Genomic DNA, 18,921 nt, shown 5'->3' on the forward strand with positions numbered 1-18,921 from the left:
CAAGGTGCAAGATCGGCGAAGCTGGGGTGAGGGCTAGGCCGGGAGGAGGTGGGGGCGGATCTCGTCTGCTGCCTCGTCGCCGTAGGACTCGGCCAGGCGCTTGACGAACAGGTCGGCGCGGATGTCGTACTCCTGGGTGCCGACGGTCTCCAGCACCAGCGTGGCCAGCAGCGAGCCGACCTGGGCGGCGCGCTCCAGGCCGACACCCCAGGAGAGCGCGGTGAAGAACCCGGCCCGGAAGCCGTCGCCCACGCCGGTCGGGTCGACCGCCCGGGTCTCGCGGGCGATCGGGACGTGGATGGGGTCGATGTCCCGCCCGACGATCTCCACACCGTGCTTGCCCAGCGTGGTGACCCGCACCTTGACCAGGTCCAGCAGTTGGGCGTCGGTCAGTTGCGCCTTGCTCTGCAACAGCGACTTCTCGTAGTCGTTGGTCATCAGGTAGTCGGCGCCCTCGATCAGCGCCACCACGTCCTCGCCGGGCATCCGGGCGAGCTGCTGGGAGGGGTCGGCGGCGAACGCGTACCCACGGGTGCGGCACTCGGCCGAGTGCCGCAGCATCGCCTCGGGGTCGTTGGCGCTGACCAGCACCAGGTCCAGGCCGCCGATCCGGTCGGCGACCGGGGCGAGCTCGATGTTGCGGGCCTCGCTCATCGCGCCGGCGTAGAACGACGCGATCTGGCACATGTCGGTGTCGGTGGTGCAGACGAACCGAGAGGTGTGCGCCACCTCGCTGACGTGCACGGAGTCGCAGTCGACGCCGTGACGCTCCAGCCAGGAGCGGTAGTCGGCGAAGTCCGCCCCCACCGCGCCGAGCAGCACCGGGCGCAGGCCCAACTGCCCCATGCCGAAGGCGATGTTCGCCGCCACGCCGCCGCGACGGAGCACCAGATCGTCTACCAGGAAGGAGAGGGACACCTTGTGCAGCTGATCGGCGATGAGCTGGTCGGCGAAGCGACCGGGGAAGCTCATCAGGTGATCGGTGGCGATCGAGCCGGTCACGGCGATCTTCATATCAACCCTCGGGGTAGGGAGCAGGGCGCGGTCAGCCTACCGGCCCGGCAACCTGCCGGTGGGACCTCGGTGACCGGCCCGTCACCGCCACTTCGGGACCGCTCCCAGCCCCACCAGCGCAGACGGGGCCGTCCCGAAGGACGGCCCCGTCTGCGCTGGAGTGGTGTGACTCAGTTGAACGAGTCACCGCAGGCGCACGAGTTGCCCGCGTTGGGGTTGTCGATGGTGAAGCCCTGGGCGTCGATCCGGTCGGCGAAGTCGATCGTCGCGCCGGACAGGTACGGGGCGCTCATCCGGTCGACGACGACCCCGACACCGCCGAAGTCGGTGACGACGTCACCGTCGAGCGAACGCTCGTCGAAGAAGAGCTGGTACCGCAGGCCGGAGCAGCCACCCGGCTGCACCGCGACGCGGAGCCGCAGGTCGTCGCGGCCCTCCTGCTCGATCAGGGCCTTGACCTTCTGCGCCGCGACGTCGGTGAGGACGACGGAAGTAGGGGCCTGGGCCTCGGTCGACTCGGTCTGCGCTGGCGTGGTCACGTGGAAGTCTCCCTGCGCGGTGTGGGTCCGGACGCACTGGCCAACGCCGTGCGCCGTCCAGTGATTCCCGGTTGTGGTCCTCCGCTGATGGTACGCCGCCCCGGCCAGGCTCACCCGCGTGGCGTGATCGCCGCCGCAGGTCGCCCCGCTGGCGGGCGCTCGGCAGCCTCAGCGGCCCCGCTGGCGGGCGCTCGGAAGCCTCAGCGGCTCCACTGCCGGGCCAGCCGGGCGCCCAGGTCGTGCAACCCCTCCGCGGGCCGGCTCAGGGCGGCGTCGAGCCCGCCGCCCTGGTCGCCACCGAAGTGCTCGACCAGGCTGTACGCATCGGTGACCCCGGCCGAGGCGGCCTCGCGTCGGCCGGTGCTCACCTGCCCGGCCACCACCACGCAGGGCACCCCCCGGTCGCGGGCGGCGCCGGCCACTCCGGCGACCACCTTGCCGCGCAGCGACTGGTGGTCGAACGATCCCTCACCGGTGATCACCAGGTCGACGCTGTCCAGTGCGGCGTCCAGTCCGGTGGCCCGGGTGACCAGGTCGATGCCCGACTCGCAGCCTCCACCCAGGGCGAGGACGGCCGCGCCGAGGCCACCCGCGGCGCCGCCGCCGGGCAGCGCACCGAGCCCGGCCGGGCAGCCGGGCAGATCCCGCCCCACCACGGCCGCGAAGCGCTCCAGAGCCGCGTCGAGCAGCAGCACGTCCGCCCGGTCGGCGCCCTTCTGCGGACCGAACACGTTGCTCGCGCCGTGCAGGCCGAGCAGCGGGTTGTCCACGTCGGTGGCGGCGACGAGCCGGACGCCGCGCAGCCGGGGCGCGCCGTCGAGGGCGTCGACCAGGGCCAGCGCCGCCCCGCCGTACGGCAGCGCGGCGCCCGTGGCGTCCAGGGGGGTCACGCCCAGCGCGGCGAGCATTCCGGCTCCCGCGTCGTTGGTGCCGGAGCCGCCCAGCCCGATCACCACCGTCCGTGCGCCGCTCTCCACCGCGGCGGCCACGAGCAGGCCCAGCCCGTACGACGTGGTGGTCTTCGGGTCGCGTTCGGCGGTGCTGAGCAGGTGCAGCCCGCAGGCCTGCGCGCTCTCCAGGTAGGCGGTCGCGCCGTCCGCGGTGAGCAGGATCTCACCGGCCGCCGGCCGGCCCAGCGGATCAACTGTCGACACCGGTACCCGCCGGCCGCCGAGGGCTTCGGCGAGCACCGGCACGAAGCCCGGCCCCCCGTCGGAGAGCGGCCGGATCAGCAGCTCGTCGCGGTCGGTGACGGTGCGCCAACCGGCAGCCACCGCGGCGGCCACCTCCGGTGCGGACAGGGTGCCGGCGAACTTGTCCGGGCAGAGCAGCACGCGCATGCCGAGCAGTGTGGCAGCCCACACCGCGCGAAGCTGCGTCGCGCTCCTGCTGTGGGACCATGGCTACGTGACTTCGACCTGGGTGGAACCCTCCAACACCGCGACGGCTCTGCTGCTGCTCGGTCGGGGCAGCGACCCCGACACCGAGCGCGGCGTCGAGTGTCCGGGCGACCTGCCGGCGCCCAGCGACCCGGATCTGGTGGCCCGCGCCACGGCCGCGAAGGCGAAGCTGGGCAGCAAGGTCTTCGTGCTGGGGCACCACTACCAGCGCGACGAGGTGATCCAGTTCGCCGATGTGACAGGCGACTCGTTCAAGCTGGCCCGGGAGGCCGCGGCCCGTCCGGACGCGGAGTACATCGTCTTCTGCGGCGTGCACTTCATGGCCGAGAGCGCCGACATCCTCACCACCGACGCCCAGCGGGTGATCCTGCCGGACCTCGCCGCGGGCTGCTCGATGGCGGACATGGCGGCCCTGGGCCAGGTCGAGGCCGCGTGGGACACGCTTACCGAGCTGGGCATCGCCGGTGAGACCGTCCCGGTGACGTACATGAACTCCTCGGCCGACATCAAGGGCTTCGTCGGCCGCAACGGCGGCGTGGTCTGCACCTCGTCCAACGCCAAGCGCGCCCTGGACTGGGCGTTCGAGCAGGGTTCGAAGGTGCTCTTCCTGCCCGACCAGCACCTGGGCCGCAACACGGCGGTGCTGGAGATGGGCCTGTCGCTTGACGACTGCGTGCTCTACGACCCGCACAAGCCCGGTGGCGGGCTCACCCCGGAGCAGCTGCGCGACGCCAAGATGATCCTCTGGCGGGGGCACTGCTCGGTGCACGGCCGGTTCACGCTCGAGAGTGTCAACGACGTACGGGCGCGGGTGCCCGGCGTCAACGTGCTGGTCCACCCGGAGTGCCGGCACGAGGTGGTCACCGCGGCCGACTACGTGGGCTCCACCGAGTACATCATCAAGGCCGTCGAGGCGGCTCCGGCCGGTTCGGCGTGGGCGCTCGGCACCGAGCTGAACCTGGTCCGCCGTCTCGCGCTGGCGCACCCGGACAAGCAGGTCATGTTCCTGGACAAGGCCGTCTGCTACTGCTCGACGATGAACCGGATCGATCTGCCACACCTGGTCTGGGCGCTTGAGGAGCTGGTCGCGGGCCGGGTCGTCAACCAGATCACGGTGGACGCGGACACCGCCCACCACGCCCGCGTCGCACTGGACCAGATGCTCGCCCTGCCCGGCGCGGACACCCCGCCGCCGGCGGCGTCCTGATCACGATCCGTAGTGCTCTTGGTACGCAAAAGCGCCGGATCACCGATTAATGCCACACACGCCGATGTGACCGAGTCCTTTTTCGTCACCGAGGGCTATGCTGCCGGAGCGACGACATACGCGGGCCGTTTCGACTTGGCCGCATCCGGGGTAGCGACAGCGTTCAGGCGCCCCACCAACAACACGGCAGCACCGACGCGCTGGAGGTTGCGTTGACCGACGACGTCCTGGTTGTGCACGGAGGCACTCCGCTCGAAGGGCGGATCCGCGTGCGCGGCGCGAAGAACCTGGTATCGAAGGCGATGGTCGCCGCGCTGCTCGGCGACAGCCCGAGCCGGCTGTTCGACGTGCCGAAGATCCGCGACGTCGAGGTGGTCCGGGGTCTGCTCGGCCTGCACGGCGTCAAGGTCACCGACGGCGCCGAGGACGGCGAGCTCGTCTTCGACCCGGCGAACGTGGAGAGCGCCAGCACCGACCAGATCAACGTGCACGCCGGTTCCAGCCGGATCCCGATCCTGTTCTGCGGCCCGCTGCTGCACCGGCTCGGGCACGCGTTCATCCCGGACCTGGGCGGCTGCCACATCGGCCCGCGCCCGATCGACTTCCACCTCCAAGCGCTGCGCGAGTTCGGCGCCACGGTCGAGAAGCGGCCGGAGGGCCTGCACCTGTCCGCACCGAACGGCCTGCACGGCACCAAGTTCGCCCTGCCGTACCCGAGCGTCGGCGCCACCGAGCAGGTGCTGCTGACCGCGGTCATGGCCGAGGGCGTCACCGAGCTGCGCAACGCCGCGGTGGAGCCGGAGATCATCGACCTGATCTGCATCCTGCAGAAGATGGGCGCGATCATCAAGGTCCACACCGACCGGGTGATCGAGATCCAGGGCGTGCCGAAGCTGCACGGTTACACCCACCGGCCGATCCCGGACCGGATCGAGGCCGCCAGCTGGGCGGCTGCCGCCCTGGCCACCCGCGGTCACGTCGAGGTGCTCGGCGCGCAGCAGGCCGACATGATGACCTTCCTGAACATCTTCCGCTCGGTCGGTGGCGAGTACGAGGTCACCGACGCGCGTGCGCCGAAGCTGGGCGACCCGGGGCAGGAGGGCGGCATCCGCTTCTGGCACCCCGGCGGCGAGCTGAACGCGGTGGCGCTGGAGACCGACGTGCACCCCGGGTTCATGACCGACTGGCAGCAGCCGCTGGTCGTGGCGTTGACCCAGGCCCGCGGCCTGTCGATCGTCCACGAGACGGTCTACGAGCAGCGGCTGGGCTACACCGAGGCACTGAACTCGATGGGCGCCAACATCCAGGTCTACCGGGACTGCCTCGGCGGCACCCCGTGCCGCTTCGGCCGGCGCAACTTCAAGCACTCCGCGGTGATCGCCGGGCCGAGCAAGCTGCACGCCGCCGACCTGGTCATCCCGGACCTGCGGGCCGGGTTCAGCCACCTGATCGCGGCGCTCGCGGCCGAGGGCACCTCCCGGGTGTACGGCGTCGACCTGATCAACCGCGGCTACGAGGACTTCGAGGCGAAGCTCGCCGACCTGGGCGCGCACGCCGAGCGTCCGTAACCTCGCACACCTCCCGTTCGTCACCCGGCCGCGCTTGCGACCTCGATCCGCGCCCGGTGCACCGCGATGTGCACCGGGCGCGGATCGTTGGCTACCCTTGCCGCGTGCCGTCGCTCTTTCGCCGCAAGTCCACTGACCTCGTCGACGAGGCCGTCTCATCGGTGACCACCGAGGAGACCGCCGAGCGTTCCCGGGGTTACACCCCGGCCAAGGGTCGGGAGACGCCGAAGCGGCCAACCGTCGGCCGTCGCCCGGCCGGCCCCACTCGCCCCCTCAGCAAGGAGGAGGAGCGGGAGCGTCGCCGCCAACTGCGCGCCGAGGCCGCGTCGGAGTTCCGCCGTGAGGGCGGCCCCCGCGACCGCGGCCCGGAGCGGCTGCTGGCCCGCAACGTGGTCGACTCCCGGCGTACCGTCGGCACCTGGTTCTTCGGCGGTGCGCTGATCGTGCTGATCGGGTCGAACGCGGCGATGCCGGACCCGGTCCGGTTGATCTCCAACGTGCTCTGGGGCGCGCTGGCCCTGGGCGTGGTCATCGACTCGGTGTTGATCTGCCGCAAGATCAGCAAGCTGGTCCGGGAGCGCTTCCCGAAGACCGACCAGCGGATGGGCTCGCTCTTCCTCTACGCGGTCATGCGGTCGATCACCTTCCGGCGGATGCGCGCCCCGGCCCCGCAGGTCAACCTCGGCGACAAGGTCTGACCCCGGCTCCCCGTCCACGCACCACCACGACTTCAGCGAAACTGCTGTCTCCGACGTCTCGGAGGCAGCAGTTTCCCGTTAGTTGCGCGGATCTTGCTCGGCCAGGGGGACGCTGGCAAGCACCTGCTGCTGTTCGTCGCAACGAACGCTGATCCAATGGAGCGAACGCATGCCTCCGGAACCCGCCGCCCCGCTGGCCACCATCGCCGCCGCCCTGCGCCGGGAGCGGGAACGGGTGGGCATCTCGCTGACCGAGCTTGCCCGCCGGGCCGGGGTGGCCAAGTCCACCCTCTCCCAACTGGAGTCCGGCACCGGCAACCCGAGCGTGGAGACGCTCTGGGCGTTGGGTGTGGCACTCGGCGTGCCATTCAGCCGGCTGGTGGAGCCCCTCGACGCCGCCGTACGGGTGATCCGGGCCGGGGACGGGTCTCGGGTCCGCTCCGAGCAGGCCGACTTCACCGGCACACTGCTCAGCGCCGGGACGGCACACCTGCGCCGGGACGTCTACCTGATCGAGCTGGAACCGGGCGCGGCCCGCGCCGCGGACGGGCACACCCCGCGCAGTGTCGAGCACGTGGTGGTCGCCGCCGGCCGGCTGCGGGTCGGCCCTGAGACGGCCCCGATCGAACTCGACCCCGGCGACTACGCGGCGTTCCCCGGCGATGCCCCACACCGCTACGAGGCGCTCGCACCCGGCACGTTCGCCGTCCTCATCCTGGAGCATCCCTGACCGGACGACGATCCGCCCGAGCCAGGCGGCAGTCGAATGCGGTAGGGTCGAAGACCAGATTGGGTTATAGGACCAAATGTCCGAAACCATTGGGATAACGTTTGCGCCCGTGGGCGGCACCACAGTGGCGGTGAGCAAGTCCACGCCGTTACCCTCCATCCGCAGCCACGGCCCGTCGGCGCGGGCGACCTGACCGGCACGCGAGGCCCCCGCACGACAATTTGCAACGAGGTGACAACGCCGTGAGCGAGCGGACGCGAGCCGGCCACCGGGGCGTGGCAGGCGGCGACCGGACGCCCGGCGAGCACCCGGTTGCGGTTGCGGTTGGCTCGCCTCCGGCGGGAACCGGCCGGGCGGCCGGGCACGGCGACAGGCTCGGCCGATGAGCGGCCGCTACCCCGACCGGTGGTCAGACCCGAACGAGCCGTCCTGGGTGGTCGAGCCGACCACCGAGTGGCACCCCCAGTTCCCCGGCCAGCGCTATCCCGGCGACATCGGCGCGGTGCACCAGCCGCCACCGCGCGGCCGCGCGACGGTGAGCGGCCGAGCCGAGGTGCCGTCGCTCGCGCCCACCCGCCCGGACGGCACCTACCTCGGCCGGTCCTGGGCCGACGAACCACCGGAGGAGTCGGCGGTCCACGGCCGGTCCTGGGTGGACGACGAGCCGGGCGAGACACCGAGCTACGGCCGACCCCGGAGCGACGCCCGCTCGGCCGACACGTCCGCCTACGGCCGGAACGACGGCACCGCCCCCCGCACCTACGACCATGAACCGTACCGCCGGCCACTCCCCGAACCGCCCCGACGCGACGATCGTCGCCACCCCGAGTCGGACCGGCGTACCGCCTGGTCCGACCGACGGCCCAGCGACGAGCGAGGCCCGGCGCGGGAGGCCGCCTGGCACCCGGACCAGCCCTCCTCCGAGCGGTACGACAGCCGCCGCCAGCGGCCCGAGCCCGCCGAGCGGGACCGGGGCCACCCGGGCACGCCACCGGTCTCCCCCGCCCCCCGGTCCGACTCCGGTTGGGTGCCGGAGCCGGACGATTCGCCGCGTCGGCGCGGCACGCACGAGCGACCGGCCGCCGGTTACGAACGCCACCCCGGCGACGGGTACGGCGGACGACCCACCCGGGACCGCGACGGCCGGCCGGCCGAGGACCGGGTCGCCGACGGGGCCGACGAGTGGGCAGCCGTGGACGGCCGCCCGCGATACCGCGCCGACGGGCACCCGGACCGCGCCGCCGACGAGGCCCGCCGCCCGGATCGGCGCTACCACGCCGACGAGGGAGCCGGCGCACCACCGCCACCCAACGGCGGTCGACGGCACCGCCCCGAGCCGGAGCTGCCCGATCATCCCCGCCGCGACGACGATCGGCGTCGAGCCGACAGCGACCCGCACCGGCAGCAGCCCCGCGAGACCGCGGCCCGCGCCGAGGCGTACCCGGACCGGCGCCCGCGTGAGGAAGCCCGCCCGGACGGCCACCGCGAGCACGCGTACCGCGACGAACGGGCGCACGACAACGCGTACCGCGAGGAACGGCCGCGCGAGCACGCGTACCGCGACGAACGGGCGCACGACAACGCCTACCGCGACGAACGGCCGCGCGAGCACGCGTACCGCGACGAACGGGCGCACGACGACGCCTACCGCGAGCCTCGGCCGCAGTCGAGTCAACGGCCGGACGGCAGCCTGCCCTGGCCGCCGCCGGGTCCGTTGCGCCCGGACCGCACCCGGGAGCCGGGCCACCGCAGCGACCCGCACCGCACCCCCGAGTCGGGTACCCCGGCGCGACCGGACGCCCGGCCCGAGCGACCGGCGGTCACCCCGTCGCGCTACGACGAGCGCCCGGTACGCCCAGCGGCGACGGCTCCGTCGCCGTCCAGCCGGGTCGTGCCGGTTCCGCCGGAGCGAACGATGCCGCCATCGCCCGTCTCCCCCGCCGCACCCGGCCGGGACCGACCGGTGTCGGCTGCCCCGGTCTCCCCAGCCTCCGAGGTGCCCGTCTCGGGTCCACCCGCCGCAAGCCTTCGGCTGGAGTACCTGCCCGCGCCGGTGGACCCGCCCACCTCCGACGAGCGCTCGGACGTCCCACTGCCGCCTGCGCGCCGGACACCGGCCGAACCGGCACCGACTGCCGGGGTGCGCCCCACCCCACCGCCGCGTTACCCCGGCCCGAACACCGCGGACCAGCGGCGCGACGGCGAGCCGACCGCAGACCGCCGCCAGTTCGGTGACGTGTCGGGCACCGGCTCTCCCACCGACCACCGCAGGCCGCCGCACGCCACGGACCGGCCGCACCCCACGGACCGGCCGCACCCCACGGACCGGCCGCACCCCACCGACCGCTCGCACCCCACCGACCGGCCGCACCCCACCGACCGGCCGCACCCCACGGATCGGATGTCTCCGCCGGCGGTCGCGCGGCCGGCTGTCGCGCCACCGCCCACCTGGCAGGTCCCGGCCCCGGCGACGACCCCGCCCGCCCCGACACCGACGGCGCCGGGACCCCCGGCCGCCGAGGTGGCACTCCCGCTCGCCCCTGGCACACCGCGCCGCTACGTACCGCCGCCGCCCTCGGAAGAGCCGGTCGCCCCCGTTTCGGACCCGGACGAGGTTGTGGGTACCCGCGGGCCGGACGCGTGGTTCAGCCCCGCTCAGCCCGCCGACCCCGATCCGAGCGAGCCCGCGCCGAACCGGCAACCGTCCGAGTCAGCCGACAACGAACCGCGCCCGTCCGAGTCGACCGATGATGACCGGCAGCGGTCCAGGCCGACCGACCTTGACGCGGAGCGGTCCGAGCCGACCGACAATGACCCGCAGCGGTCCGAGTCGACCGAGAGTGAGTCGACCGCCGGCGACCCCGAGCTGTCCACCGCACCGGGCACGGGGGATCGGGATCTGTCGACATCGACCACTGACGTGCGTCGCGATCTGATCGACGAGCAGGCAGGCAGGTCGACAGCGGCTGACTCTCCTGGGTCGGTGTCCGCGCCGCCCGCTCGCCCGACCACCGGCACCTGGGCTGGCGACCCGCTCGACGACGCGCAGGCAACTGTCGGGCCCGAATCGGTGCAGAACGATGACCGGCCCGACTCCGGTGCCCCCTCCACCGCGACGCCGGCTCACCAGCCCGAAGCCGTAGTCGAGGTCGACGACCAACCGGCCGCCGCTCGCCTGGTCGGGGACACCGATGCCGTTACGCCCGACCGGACGGACGACGCCCCGCCGTCCGATGCCGAGGGCGACCCGAGCACCACCGGGTTGACGGACGGTTCGCGAGCCGACGACTGGTCGGACGACGTCGCACTGCCGGCCCCGCCCGCAATGTCTGATGACAACGATGCACCGATCTCGGGACCGCCAGGCTCGGGAGCACGGATCCCGGGAGCCCCGGGCCGGGACGACCACACACCGCCGACCCTGACGCCGCCCGTCGCACCCATCTCCGCACCGCCAGCGCCCGCGCCTACGGCCGCCACGCGATCTGTCTCCGCACCGCCCGCCTCCGCGGAGCAGACCTTCGGGGCACCCGTCTCCGCGACACCGGTGTCTGCGCCGCCCGCGTATGCGCCGCCCGCGTACGCGCCGCCATCTTCGGTGCCACCGCCCGTCCCCGCACCACCGATCGCCCCCATGCCCGTGTCCGCACCACCCGCGTCGACAGAGTCGGCTGAGTCCCCCTCACCCGCGTCGACACAGGCGGCCTACGCACCACCCGCCTCCGGACCGCCCGCCGCCCCGGCACCGCCCGACTCCGCACCACCCGCGTCGACACACGCGGCCTACGCACCACCCGTCTCCGGACCGCCTGCCTCATCGGTTCCCGGCCCGAGGACCGGCTCGCGCGGGGAGAACGCGCCCGTCTCGGCACCACCCGGCGACGCTGCGCCCGCGGCGATCGGCCCGTCACTGGCCGACCCGGGCGACCCGGAGCAGGTCCTCGCGGCGTACCGCTGGCGGTTGGACCCGGTCACCTTGCGTGAGGAGCTGACGGAGCCGGACGACCTGCGGGCCATCCGGCGGCGGCTGACCGAGAAGCTGGGCTCGGCGATCGACAACCGCGCCCGGGCCCGACTGCTCAGCCTGCGCGCGGTGACCTCGCGGATCCTCGGCGACCTGGACGACGCGCTGGCCGATGGTCGGCTCGCCCTCACCTACGCCGAGGCCACCGGCGAGCTGCGTCGGACCGCGTTGGCCCAGGCGCGACTGGCCCACGTCCTGCGCTGGCGCGGCGACTTCGCCGAGGCCGACCAGCTCTTCGCCCAGGCCAATTCGGTCGAGCTACCCGACCGGTTGCGGGCTGCACTCCACGAGCACGCCGGACGGTCGTGTTACGACCAGGGACGGCTCATGGAAGCCTGCCAGCACTTCGAGCAGGCGCTCGACCTGCGCGGCGCCGGCGACGCCGAACTGCTGGACCGAATCCGGGTGGCCCTCGACGCGGTCGCCGTCCGGGCCACGGCGGACGGCTTCGGCCCGTACCGCCGGGGTCGGGACGAGGTGCTCGACCGTGACCGGCCCCCGGTGCCGGACCGGGACGGGCCGCTGTGGGGTTACACCGGCCCGGACGGCGACGTGGTCATCCCGGCCCGGTACGCCGAGGCGCAACCATTCCACGACGGGCTGGCCTGGGTGCGCCGGCCGGACACCGACCGGTGGTCGCTGATCAACCTGCTCGGTACGACGGTGATCCCGCCCTCCTACCGGGCCGCGCACCCGTTCAGCGACGGTCTGGCCTGGGTGGTCGGCGAGGGCGGTTGGACGGCCATCGACGCGACCGGCGCGGTGCAGGTGGCGCCCAACTTCGCCGAGGTACGACCGTTCCGCCGCGGGCTGGCCGCGGTGCGGCGCGAGGGGTGGGGGGCGGTCGACCGGACGGGCCGGATCGTCGTGCCCACGCGTTACCACGGGTTCGTCACCGAGCTGGCCGACGGTCGGCAGGTCGACGGTTTCACCGACGAGGGGCTCGCCGTGGTCGACGTGGCCGGCCGGCGCGGTGTGGTGGACCGCACCGGCACGGTGCTGGTCCCGCCGGCGCACCCGATGCTGGTCATCCACCCGGTGGCGTTCCTGGTCGAGAGCGGCAACGGGCGGTGGGGCGCACTGGACCGGCGGGGTGTGCCGCTCATCGACCCGGTGCACCGCGATCGCGCCGAGGTGTTGGAGGAGATCGACCGGCTACTCACCGACGCCAACCCGGTGCTCTGAGTCGCCGATCGCCACCGGTGATCCACTAGAGCTAGGGTCGGTACATGGAATTCCGACACCTGGGCCGTTCCGGCCTGATGGTCAGCGAGATCTCGTACGGCAACTGGATCACCCACGGGTCGCAGGTCGAGGAGGACGCCGCGTTCGCCTGCGTCCGGGCCGCACTCGACGCGGGGATCACGACCTTCGACACCGCCGACGTGTACGCCGGCACCCGAGCCGAGGACGTGCTCGGCCGGGCGCTGGAGAACGAACGCCGGGAGGGCCTGGAGATCTTCACCAAGGTCTACTGGCCGACCGGACCGGGCCGCAACGACCGTGGCCTGTCCCGCAAGCACATCATGGAGTCGATCAACGGCTCGCTGCGCCGGCTGCGTACCGACTACGTGGACCTCTACCAGGCCCACCGGTACGACTACAGCACGCCACTGGAGGAGACGATGGAGGCGTTCGCCGACGTCGTGCACGCCGGCAAGGCGCACTACATCGGGGTCTCCGAGTGGACCGCCGAGCAGCTGCGCGCCGCGCACCCGCTCGCCCGGGAGCTGCACGTCCCGCTGGTCTCCAACCAACCACAGTATTCGATGCTCTGGCGGGTAATCGAGACCGAGGTCGTACCGGCCAGCGAGGAACTGGGCATCGGACAGATCGTCTGGTCGCCGATGGCGCAGGGCGTGCTCTCCGGCAAGTACCTGCCGGGGCAGCCGCCGCCGGCCGGTTCCCGCGCCACCGACGAGAAGTCCGGCGCGGGCTTCATCTCCCGGTTCATGAACGACGACGTGCTGACCCGGGTGCAGCAGCTCAAGCCCCTCGCCGAGCAGGCCGGGCTGAGCATGGCCCAGCTCGCCGTGGCGTGGGTCCTACAGAACCCGAACGTCTCGTCGGCGATCATCGGGGCGTCCCGCCCCGAGCAGGTGCACGACAACGTCAAGGCGGCCGGGGTGAAGCTCGACGCCGGCCTGCTCAAGGCGATCGACGACATCGTCGAGCCGATCGTCGAGCGGGACCCGGCGAAGACCGAGTCCCCCGCGCAGCGTCCCTGACGCCGTTCCGGCCCGGCCGGCGCGAGGGTTTCGCGCCGACCGGGCCGGGTCCGGTCACCTCAGCCCTGCCCCTCGCCGGGGCGGTCAGCCCTGCCAGAAGCGGATCAGCTCCAGGCCGGTGGCGTAGAGCCACGAGGGCAGACCGAGCAGGTCACCGATCGCGAAGACCGCGTCGAAGAACCAGCCGCCGATGCGCGGGTTCCACAACAGTGCGAAGAGCAGCAGGAAGCCGTACGGGGCGAACAGGTCGTACATCTTGCGCCACTGCGGGTTGAGCCACGGCTGGATCATGTTGCCGCCGTCCAGGCCGGGCACCGGCAGCAGGTTCAGCACGCTCGCGGTGAGTTGCAGGAAGGCGAGCAGCGCCACCCCCGCCCAGAACTCCACCGGCCCGCCCGACTGGGTGCCGAGCCGCACCGCCAACACGAGCACCAGCGTGAACAGCACGTTTGTCGCCGGCCCGGCGAGGCTGACAAGTGTGTGCCGCAGTCGGCCCGGGATGGCGTGCCGGTCCACCCAGACCGCCCCGCCGGGCAGGCCGATGCCGCCGAGCAGCACCACTGCCACCGGCAGCACGATCGACAGCAGCGGGTGGGTGTACTTCAACGGGTTGAGCGTCAGGTAGCCGCGGTGGGCGATGTCCCGGTCGCCGGCCCGGTAGGCCACCACCGCGTGGGCGTACTCGTGCAGGCAGAGCGAGACCAGCCAGCCGGACACCACGAACAGGAACACGTTGAACCGGACGCTGCCGTAACCGTTCCACGCCAGCACCCCGCTGACCGCGAAGAGGGCGACCAGGCCGAGGAAGACCGGGCTGGGCCGAAACGCCGCCTTGGGTACGCCGAGGACCAGCCCGTCGGCTCCCGGCCGGTCGTAGGCCATCACTCGGCCGTGGGCAGCAGGCTCATCCGGTACTCCACCCGGTCGTCCTCGACGAGCGCGACCGAGGTGACGCCGGACGCCGCGAGCTCCCGCCAGGTCTGACCGATCCAGGATTCGGCATCGGCCTGGCTGCTGAACGACTCCGCCGGTCCTTCGACCGTCTGGCCGTCCGTGCCCTCGTACCGCCAGCTCCACGCCATGCCGCGTCTCCCCTCGCCGCTGAAGTCCCCGTGGGACGAACCCTCGCCAGCGTAGTCGGCCCAAAGCACAACAGCCGCGCGCTCACCCCGCAGAACCCCGCAAGATCAATCGAGCCGCCCACCCGCCCCTTCCGCGATCTTGCACTTTCTGCCGGGATATAGAAGGCATTCCACGCATCTCGGCGACCGAAAGTGCAAGATCGGCGCGGCGGGACGCGGATCTTCGGGAGGGCTGGGGCGACGTGCCCGGACTCGGACGAGGCGAACTAAGGTACGGGCATGTCCGTAGACGGGTGGAACACGGTCCTGGTGCTCGGCGGGATCCGGTCCGGCAAGTCCGAGTTCGCCGAGTCCCTGGTCACCGACGCGCCGGTGGTCCGCTACCTCGCCACCGCGCCCGAGGGCGACCCGGAGGACACCGAGTGGGCGACCCGGTTGGCGGCGCACCGCGCCCGGCGGCCGGGCAGCTGGACCACCGAGGAGACCACCGAGGACCCGCGCCGGCTGGCCGACGTGCTCGCGTCCGCCGAGCCCAACGAGACGCTGCTCGTCGACGACCTCGGCGGCTGGGTGACGGTGCTGCTCGACCCGGCGCACCAGCCGGCCAACGACGTGGCGACGATCGACGAGCTGGCCGACGCGATCCGCACCTGCTCGGCCCGGGTGGTGCTGGTGAGCCCCGAGGTGGGGCTGTCACTGGTGCCGACCACCCCGCTGGGCCGGGCGTTCACCGACGCGCTGGGCGCGGCCAACCGCGCGGTCGCCGACGCCTGCGACGCGGTGGCCCTGGTGGTCGCCGGCCAGCCGGTGTGGCTCAAGCCGGCCGCCAGCACGACCACCCCGGCCACCCCCGGCAGCACGACCGAGCCAGCCGCCCCCGGCCGCGCCACCACCCCGGCCGCCCCGGGCAGCGCCACCGCCCCCGGCGGCGCCACCGCCGCCGGCAATGCGAACGAGCCAGCCGCCCCCGGCAGCCTGGCCGACGCCGAGCCCACCCCCGAGGTGCAGCTGCCCGACGTGCTGACCCACGCGCCGCCGGTCGTTCCGACCCAGGAGCCCGGCAACCCCTGGGCCGCCCCGACCATGGCGCTACCGATGGTGGCCACCGGGCTGGTCATCCAGCCGGGCATGGAGCTGCCGATGCCCGACGAGTTCGCGGGCCCGCAGGCGGTGGACCGACTGGCCACGCTGGACGTACCGGGCGCCGGGCTGGGTGTGCTGGACCGGGTGGTCGGCTTCGCCGCCACCACCCAGGGCACCCCCACCCCCCAGGCCTGGGGCTCGGTGCGGGTGTTGCTGCTGCACGGCGACCACGCCGGCGGGGCGTCGGCCGGCACCGTCGCCGGTGAGTCGGCGCGCCGGGCCGCGCAGGCCCGCGCCGGCCGGGGCGCGTTGGCGCGACTCGCCGCCGAGAGTGGCGCCAGCCTGCAGGTGGTGGACACTCCCACCGCCGCGCCGATGGAGGACCAGCCGGCGCTCTCGCTCGATCAGGTGGAGTCGGCGCTGCGCTACGGCTGGCGGCTCGCCGAGCAGGCCGCCGACGCCGGCGTACAGCTGCTGGTGCTGGGGGCGTGCGGCGCCGGCACCGAGGCGGCGGCCGCGGCGGTGCTCGCCGCGACCGCGGGCGCGGAACCGCCCGCCGTGCTGGGCCGGGTGATCACCGACTCCGGCGAGATCGACGACGCGGCGTGGATGATCCGCTGCGCGGCGGTCCGCGACGCGCTGCACCGCACCCACCGCTCGCCGCGCGGCGCCAAGGACATCCTGGCCGAGCTGGGCGGTGGCGACGTGGCGGTGGCCACCGGCGTGCTGCTCGGCGCCACCGCCCGGCGAGTGCCGGTGCTGCTCGACGGGCCGGTCGGGGTGGCCGCCGGCATGGTCAGCCGCGACCTGGCCGGGCAGGCCCGGCACTGGTGCCTGCTCGCCGACCACGGCGGTCACCCGTCGGTGCGGCTCGCCGCCGACGTGCTCGGCCTCACCCCGCTGCTCGACCTGCGGATGGATCTCGGCGAGGGCGCGAACGCGCTTGTCGCACTCCCGCTGCTGCGCTCGGTGCTCGCCCTGGCCGCCGCACTGCCGGTCCACCCGTCGCTCGGGGGCGACGAGGAGTCCGACCCGGTCCTCGACGAACCGGAGTCGGCCTACGCCGAGCCCGACTACGCCGAGCCGGAGCCGGCCGGCCCGGGTCCGGCCAGCACCGGGGCGGACGAGCAGCCGGCGTCGGGCTGGCGTGCCGGCTGAGACGCGGTTCCTCGCGGGAACCCGGCTGGCGGTCACCACGTTCACCACGCTGCCGGTGCGGGCCGGGCGGATCGACCGCCCGGTCGCCGGCACCGCGATGGCACTCGCCCCCGTGGTCGGCGCGCTGCTCGGCGTCCTGCTGGCCGGGGTGCTGCTGCTGACCAGCGCGTTCGCTCCCCCACTGGTGGCCGCGGGTGTGACGGTCGGCGCGGCCGCACTGCTCACCCGCGGGCTGCACCTGGACGGGCTGGCCGACACCGTGGACGCGCTCGGCTCGTACCGGCGGGGGGCAGCCGCACTGGAGATCATGAAGAAGCCGGACGTCGGCCCGTTCGGGGTGGTCGCCCTGGTGGTCGTACTCCTGGTGCAGTCGGCGGCGCTCGCCGACCTGGTGGGGCGGTCCGGGCTGGCGTGTCTCGCGGCGGTGGTCGCGGCGACCGCTGCCGGGCGGTTCGGGGTCACGGTGGCCTGCCGGCGGGGAGTGCCGGCGGCCCGACCGGACGGGCTCGGCGCGCTGGTGGCCGGCACGGTCGGCCCGGTGGCGGTGGCCGTCGGCGCGGTCGCCGTCGCACTGCTGGCGGTGCCCGCGGTGCCGGGCCGCCCGTGGCAGGGGCCGCTGGCCGTCGCCACCGCGCTCGCCGTCGCACTCGCGCTGCTGACCCACGTGGTACGCCGGCTCGGCGGGATCACCGGCGACGTGCTCGGCGCGACCGTCGAGGTGGTCACCACGCTGGTCTACCTGGGTGTCGTGCTGTCCGCCTGAACCGGGCCCGGCGGGCCGGGTAGCGTTCGGCTCGACAGCACCGGCACGGCCACCGGGGGAAACAAGCATGCTCATCACGGACGACTTCCTGCCCGTACCGGTGCCGGAGTCGCTCAGCGCGACCTACCTGGTGCCGATGGCGGGGCTGCCGAAGGTCAGCGCGAAGACCGCGGTGGCGGCCCTGACCGGCCGGCTGGCCGAGCCGGTGCACGGGCTGGCCCGCCAGATGCTGGACAGCCCGCTGATGAGCGTCGACACCCGGCCGATCGCCGACTTTCCCGAGCTGCCGCCGGACCTGCTCACCGCGTTCGGCGCCACCGAGGAGCAGTTGGCCCGGCTGGCCGCGGCGAGCCACCTGGTGGTCGTACAGGCCGAATACCGGCCCGGTTGGCCGCCCGCGCACGAGTGGGCGGCCCGCGCGGTCGCGGCCGCCGTGGCGGAGTCCGTCGACAGCGACGTGGTGGACGTCTTCGGCCTGCAGTTCCTCGACCCGGCGACCGCGCTGCGCTCGCTCCCCGACGAGCAGGGCCGCGTCCGACTTGTCGACTGGGTGCTGGTGCCGTACTCGTCCGACAGGGAGGGGCTGTGGTTCACCACCAAGGGGCTGCGCCGCTTCGGGCTGCTCGAGTTGCAGACCCAGGGGGTGCCCGACCACCTCACCCGCGCCTGGGGTGCGGTGATGACCGGGGCGGCCCGTCGACTGCTGCGGGACTGGACCGACGGGCTCACCGGCGAGGAGGTGCCGGCGTTCGTGCAGCTGCCGGTGCTGGCCACGGTCACCGGGCACGACATCGCGGTGGCGTACGGCAATCCGGAGCAACACGGCGCGACGGCCCCGGTGCTGCTGCGCCTGGAACTGGACCCGGCGACCGATCCGGAGGCCGACTCGTTCCTGAGCCTGCGCCCACCCGCCGGCCACCCGGGCCCGGACGGGCGCTACTACGCCGCCGCCTGCGCGACCCTGTTCTCCGGAATCCAGCCGGACGTGCGCTACGCCCGCTCCGGTGACGCGATGAGCCGGGCGGTCGCCACCGCGCGGGCGGCGCTGGGTGACGCGCGGGCCCGGTTCGTCGCCGGCCGGCTGCCCGCGGAGTCGCAGCTGGTGGTCAAGTACGGCCTGCCCGGCGACGACGGCCCGGAGTACGTCTGGGCGGGCGTCACCACCTGGGAGGCCCCGGAGCGGATCGTCGGCGTGAGCGCCAGCGACGCCAACACCGACCCGAGCGTGCGCATCGGCGCCCCGGTGGTGGTGGAGGCGGCAGACGTAGTCGACTGGGCCATCCTGGACGCGACAGGCGTCATCGAAGGCGGCTGGACCCAGGCAGTCCTAGATTCCGGCGAACCCCCCACCCCCACCCGCTAACCCCACCCCAACTGCCCCCACCCCCACCCCCACCCCCACCCCCACCCCCACCCCACCCCCACCC

General features: G+C 73.6%; 14 protein-coding genes. 9 read left to right on the forward strand and 5 right to left on the reverse strand.

All coding sequences use genetic code 11. The features are described from left to right. Positions 1–33: 33 nt before the first annotated feature. The 3 genes from AB0B14_RS20365 to AB0B14_RS20375 form a co-directional block, all read right to left on the reverse strand. Positions 34–1,014: a carbohydrate kinase family protein gene (locus AB0B14_RS20365; protein ID WP_357074841.1), complete on the reverse strand. Its 981-nt coding sequence runs from the start codon at positions 1,012–1,014 to the stop codon at positions 34–36. 170 nt (positions 1,015–1,184) lie between these two features. Beyond that, entirely contained in the window at positions 1,185–1,553 is a 369-nt protein-coding gene (gene erpA, locus AB0B14_RS20370; protein WP_238661535.1) for an iron-sulfur cluster insertion protein ErpA, read from the reverse strand. A gap of 200 nt (positions 1,554–1,753) precedes the next feature. Further along, positions 1,754–2,893: a glycerate kinase gene (locus AB0B14_RS20375; protein ID WP_357523523.1), complete on the reverse strand. Its 1,140-nt coding sequence runs from the start codon at positions 2,891–2,893 to the stop codon at positions 1,754–1,756. Between the two features lie 67 nt (positions 2,894–2,960). Here AB0B14_RS20375 and nadA point away from each other — a divergent pair, with 67 nt between their 5' ends. From nadA to AB0B14_RS20405, 6 genes are all read left to right on the forward strand, one after another. Further along, positions 2,961–4,160, forward strand: a complete 1,200-nt coding sequence (nadA, locus tag AB0B14_RS20380; RefSeq protein ID WP_357523509.1) for a quinolinate synthase NadA — start codon at positions 2,961–2,963, stop codon at positions 4,158–4,160. A 212-nt stretch (positions 4,161–4,372) separates the two neighbouring features. After that, positions 4,373–5,728 carry a UDP-N-acetylglucosamine 1-carboxyvinyltransferase gene (murA, locus tag AB0B14_RS20385; RefSeq protein ID WP_124820727.1) on the forward strand — a complete coding sequence of 452 codons (1,356 nt, stop codon included), beginning with the start codon at positions 4,373–4,375 and terminating at the stop codon, positions 5,726–5,728. Between the two features lie 104 nt (positions 5,729–5,832). Next, positions 5,833–6,426 (forward strand): DUF3043 domain-containing protein, encoded by a 594-nt coding sequence (locus tag AB0B14_RS20390; RefSeq protein ID WP_357523511.1) that lies wholly within the window; start codon positions 5,833–5,835, stop codon positions 6,424–6,426. A 169-nt stretch (positions 6,427–6,595) separates the two neighbouring features. Next, complete coding sequence (locus tag AB0B14_RS20395; RefSeq protein WP_357074850.1) at positions 6,596–7,156, forward strand: XRE family transcriptional regulator; 561 nt, start codon at positions 6,596–6,598, stop codon at positions 7,154–7,156. A gap of 382 nt (positions 7,157–7,538) precedes the next feature. Further along, positions 7,539–12,365 carry a WG repeat-containing protein gene (locus AB0B14_RS20400; RefSeq protein WP_357523513.1) on the forward strand — a complete coding sequence of 1,609 codons (4,827 nt, stop codon included), beginning with the start codon at positions 7,539–7,541 and terminating at the stop codon, positions 12,363–12,365. 44 nt (positions 12,366–12,409) lie between these two features. Beyond that, on the forward strand, positions 12,410–13,408 hold the full coding sequence (locus AB0B14_RS20405) for an aldo/keto reductase family protein (RefSeq protein WP_357074857.1): 999 nt from the start codon (positions 12,410–12,412) through the stop codon (positions 13,406–13,408). 84 nt (positions 13,409–13,492) lie between these two features. On the opposite strand, the gene AB0B14_RS20410 is transcribed toward AB0B14_RS20405, so the two are convergent. Beyond that, positions 13,493–14,290: a site-2 protease family protein gene (locus AB0B14_RS20410; RefSeq protein ID WP_357074860.1), complete on the reverse strand. Its 798-nt coding sequence runs from the start codon at positions 14,288–14,290 to the stop codon at positions 13,493–13,495. Further along, a complete protein-coding gene (locus AB0B14_RS20415) occupies positions 14,290–14,490 on the reverse strand; it encodes a hypothetical protein (RefSeq protein WP_196918986.1) in 201 nt (66 codons plus the stop codon). The genes AB0B14_RS20410 and AB0B14_RS20415 overlap by 1 nt, the downstream gene beginning before the upstream one ends. 279 nt (positions 14,491–14,769) lie before the next feature. Here AB0B14_RS20415 and AB0B14_RS20420 point away from each other — a divergent pair, with 279 nt between their 5' ends. The 3 genes from AB0B14_RS20420 (at position 14,770) to AB0B14_RS20430 (ending at position 18,857) form a co-directional block, all read left to right on the forward strand. Beyond that, positions 14,770–16,731: a bifunctional adenosylcobinamide kinase/adenosylcobinamide-phosphate guanylyltransferase gene (locus AB0B14_RS20420; protein ID WP_357523515.1), complete on the forward strand. Its 1,962-nt coding sequence runs from the start codon at positions 14,770–14,772 to the stop codon at positions 16,729–16,731. Beyond that, positions 16,721–17,494, forward strand: coding sequence for an adenosylcobinamide-GDP ribazoletransferase (locus AB0B14_RS20425; protein WP_357523517.1), 774 nt, complete (start codon positions 16,721–16,723; stop codon positions 17,492–17,494). The genes AB0B14_RS20420 and AB0B14_RS20425 overlap by 11 nt, the downstream gene beginning before the upstream one ends. A 67-nt stretch (positions 17,495–17,561) precedes the next feature. Next, the gene (locus tag AB0B14_RS20430; protein WP_357074870.1) at positions 17,562–18,857 is read left to right on the forward strand and encodes a DUF2314 domain-containing protein; all 1,296 of its coding nucleotides are present in this window, start codon (positions 17,562–17,564) and stop codon (positions 18,855–18,857) included. The last annotated feature ends 64 nt before the right edge of the window (positions 18,858–18,921 follow it).

It is taken from the genome of Micromonospora sp. NPDC049171, assembly GCF_040648275.1.
GTDB lineage: Bacteria > Actinomycetota > Actinomycetes > Mycobacteriales > Micromonosporaceae > Micromonospora.